The organism is Sphingorhabdus sp. EL138, assembly GCF_945862485.1.
Taxonomy (GTDB): Bacteria; Pseudomonadota; Alphaproteobacteria; order Sphingomonadales; family Sphingomonadaceae; genus Sphingorhabdus_B.
Genome location: NZ_CAMAYF010000055.1, coordinates 1 through 3,043 on the forward strand (window position 1 = coordinate 1; position 3,043 = coordinate 3,043).

The 3,043-nt window shown below is 56.8% G+C and carries 3 protein-coding genes; 2 read left to right on the forward strand and 1 reads right to left on the reverse strand.

The window, feature by feature from the left end; all coding sequences use genetic code 11:
* Positions 1 to 21 precede the first annotated feature (21 nt).
* Complete coding sequence (locus tag Q0O33_RS10700; protein ID WP_295499422.1) at positions 22 to 924, forward strand: aldo/keto reductase; 903 nt, start codon at positions 22 to 24, stop codon at positions 922 to 924.
* The gene (locus Q0O33_RS10705) at positions 921 to 1,988 is read left to right on the forward strand and encodes an LLM class flavin-dependent oxidoreductase (protein WP_295499425.1); all 1,068 of its coding nucleotides are present in this window, start codon (positions 921 to 923) and stop codon (positions 1,986 to 1,988) included. The genes Q0O33_RS10700 and Q0O33_RS10705 overlap by 4 nt, the downstream gene beginning before the upstream one ends.
* Here the strand turns inward: Q0O33_RS10705 and prfA are convergent.
* On the reverse strand, positions 1,985 to 3,043 hold a 1,059-nt coding region (gene prfA / locus Q0O33_RS10710), incomplete at its 5' end, for a peptide chain release factor 1 (RefSeq protein ID WP_295499428.1). The two genes, Q0O33_RS10705 and prfA, sit on opposite strands and share 4 nt — an antisense overlap.

Here is a 3,043-nt window from a genome sequence, read left to right on the forward strand (position 1 = left end):
ACTTAAAAAGAGCAAAAATACATGACGCTTCCCACCCCTTCGCGCACCCGTAAACTGGGCAAAAGCGGAATTGAAATTTCCTCCCTCGCATGGGGCATGTGGCGCTTTGCCGGGCTTGAACTATCCGCCGCGAGAGGCGCGATCGATGCGGCGTTTGAGGCAGGCATTACCCTGTTCGACACCGCCGACATTTACGGTTTTGGCGAGCAGGGCTTCGGGAAAGCTGAAGAGCTTCTAGGCCAAGTCTTTGCCGATGCGCCCGCATATCGCGACCGCACGGTGCTGGCGACCAAGGGGGGCATCACCCCGCCAACACCCTATGACAGCAGTGCAGAGTATCTGACAAAAGCCATTGATGGCAGCCTGTCTCGGCTACGCACGGACCGCATCGACTTGTGGCAAATTCACCGGCCAGACGTGTTAACCCACCCTCAGGAAATCGCGCGCACCATTGAGGACGCGCACAAAGCAGGGAAAATTCGCGCCTTTGGCGTTTCCAACTTCACACAGGCGCAGATCACCGTGCTTGCACAGTTTAGCGCAGTGCCCATAGTTTCAACGCAACCTGAACTCTCACCCTTGCGGATAGACACTATCGAAAATGGTGAGCTGGATCAGGCCATAGCCATGGACCTTACGGTGATGGCGTGGTCGCCGCTGGGCGGCGGCAGAATTGGTGAACCGCAAAATGTTCGTGAGCAAAATGTCGCTGCGGCACTCTCGGGCGTTGCTGCTGCGCATAATGTATCGCGCACTGCTGCGGCGTATAGCTGGATCATGGCACACCCGGCACGGCCAATTCCGATTGTCGGCTCACAAAACCCTGCGCGCATAGCCGAAGCTGCTGACGCGTTCAAAATCCAATGGACCCGCGCTGATTGGTACAGCGTGTTGGTTGCCGCAAGAGGAGTGCCACTGCCATGAGCAAGTCGGTTGAAGTTAGCTGGTTTTCGGCGTTATGCGATGATGACTATGAATTTTTGGGCGTCCCCGACCCGATGCTGGCGTCCAGTTGGGAACATTGCCGCAATATCGTCCTTGCCGCCGAAAAGGGCGGTTTTGACAATGTATTACTACCCTCTGGCTATACCCTTGGCCTTGATACCACCACCTTTGCCAGCGCCATTGCGGTGCTGACCTCACGGATCAAATTGCTCATGGCGGTGCGCATTGGCGAAAGCTGGCCGCCTCAACTCGCACGTCAAATAGCCACACTTGACCAGATTTCAGGTGGACGGCTGAATGTGAATATCATCTCCTCCGACGTGCCCGGCGACAAAATGGATTCCGAGCCACGCTACCGCCGCACGGTCGAGGCAATGCACATACTAAAGGCGCTGCTAAACGGCGAACATCTATCGATTGATGGCGACCATTACAAAATTGACCTTGATCCGCCGCGCATAAAAACTGTCAGCGGCAAATGCCCGCCTTTGTATTTCGGCGGCTTATCGCCAGCGGCCAAGGACGCGGCGGCAGAAGGTTGCGACGTCTACCTGATGTGGCCCGAAACGGTTCAAGGCGCCAAGGACTTGGTCGACGATATGACTGCCCGTGCCGCCAAATTCGGCCGCACGCTGAAATATGGTTTCCGCGCGCATGTTATCGTCCGCGAGACAGAGGCTGAGGCGCGCGCTTATGCCGACGGCTTGCTGTCGAAACTTGATGCCCAGCAAGGCGAAGCTATTCGCAACAAGTCCCTCGATACGCAAACCTTCGGTGTGGCACATCAGGCAGAATTGCGGGAAAAAGCGGCGGCGAATGACGGCTATCTGGAGGATAATTTATGGACAGGCATTGGCCGTGCCCGTTCAGGATGCGGCGTGGCAATCGTCGGTGATCCAGACCAAGTGCTCGCCAAAATCAATGCCTATCGCGAAGTCGGTATTGAGGCGTTCATCCTGTCCGGCTATCCGCACATCAACGAATGCGACATGTTCGCGCGTTATGTTTTGCCAAAGCTGGAACATGGCCGGTTGGAAGTTTAATCCCCTAACCCTGCCATACGTTCGGCCTGATCCTCGGCAATCAATGCGGCGACCAGCTCGCTTAGTCCGCTGCCCTCTAAAATCTCGGGCAGCTTATGCAGCGTCAGGTTAATCCGGTGGTCCGTCACACGGCCTTGGGGGAAGTTATAGGTGCGGATACGTTCGGAACGGTCACCTGAGCCAACCATCGCCTTACGCGCCTCTGCTTCGGCCCCTTGGGCCTCCTCACGCTCCTTTTCGTAAATGCGGGCGCGCAGCACTTGCATCGCCTGTTCCTTGTTCTTGTGCTGGCTGCGCCCGTCCTGACAGGTGACGACTATTCCGGTCGGCAGATGGGTAATGCGCACGGCTGAGTCCGTAGTGTTGACGTGCTGTCCGCCCGCACCCGACGCTCGGTAAACGTCGATTTTAAGATCTCGTGCTTCAATTTGGATATCAACTTCAGTTGGCTCGGGCAGGACCGCTACAGTGGCCGCGCTGGTGTGAATGCGCCCGCCGCTTTCGGTCACGGGCACGCGTTGCACACGGTGGACGCCGCTTTCATATTTTAGCTTTGCAAACACGCCTATGCCCTTGATGGCAACCACGACTTCCTTAAACCCGCCAACATCGGAGGAGCTGACCGAAATCGGTTCAATCTTCCAGCCTTGGCCAGCGGCATAGCGTTCATACATGCGGTAAAGATCTCCCGCAAACAACGCCGCTTCATCGCCGCCAGTGCCCGCACGGATTTCCAACATCGCTGGCCGGTCATCCGCAGAATCGCGGGGTAGCAGCGAAATAGCGAGCGACATTTCTGCGTCCGAAAGCTGCCGGGTAATATCTTCCAATTCCTCGACCGCCATCTCATGCAAATCAGGGTCGGAGGAATCCTGCGCCATATGCTCAAGCGTTTCAATTTCTGTACGCAACCGCCGGACCTCTGCCGCCGCTTTGGCCACAGGCTCAAGTTCGGAATACTCCTTGGACGCAGCGACAAAGCCATCGCCTTCAAGCTGCCCCGAAGCCATCCGCGCCTCAAGCTCGGAAAAGCGCGATTCAATTTGGGCAATTCG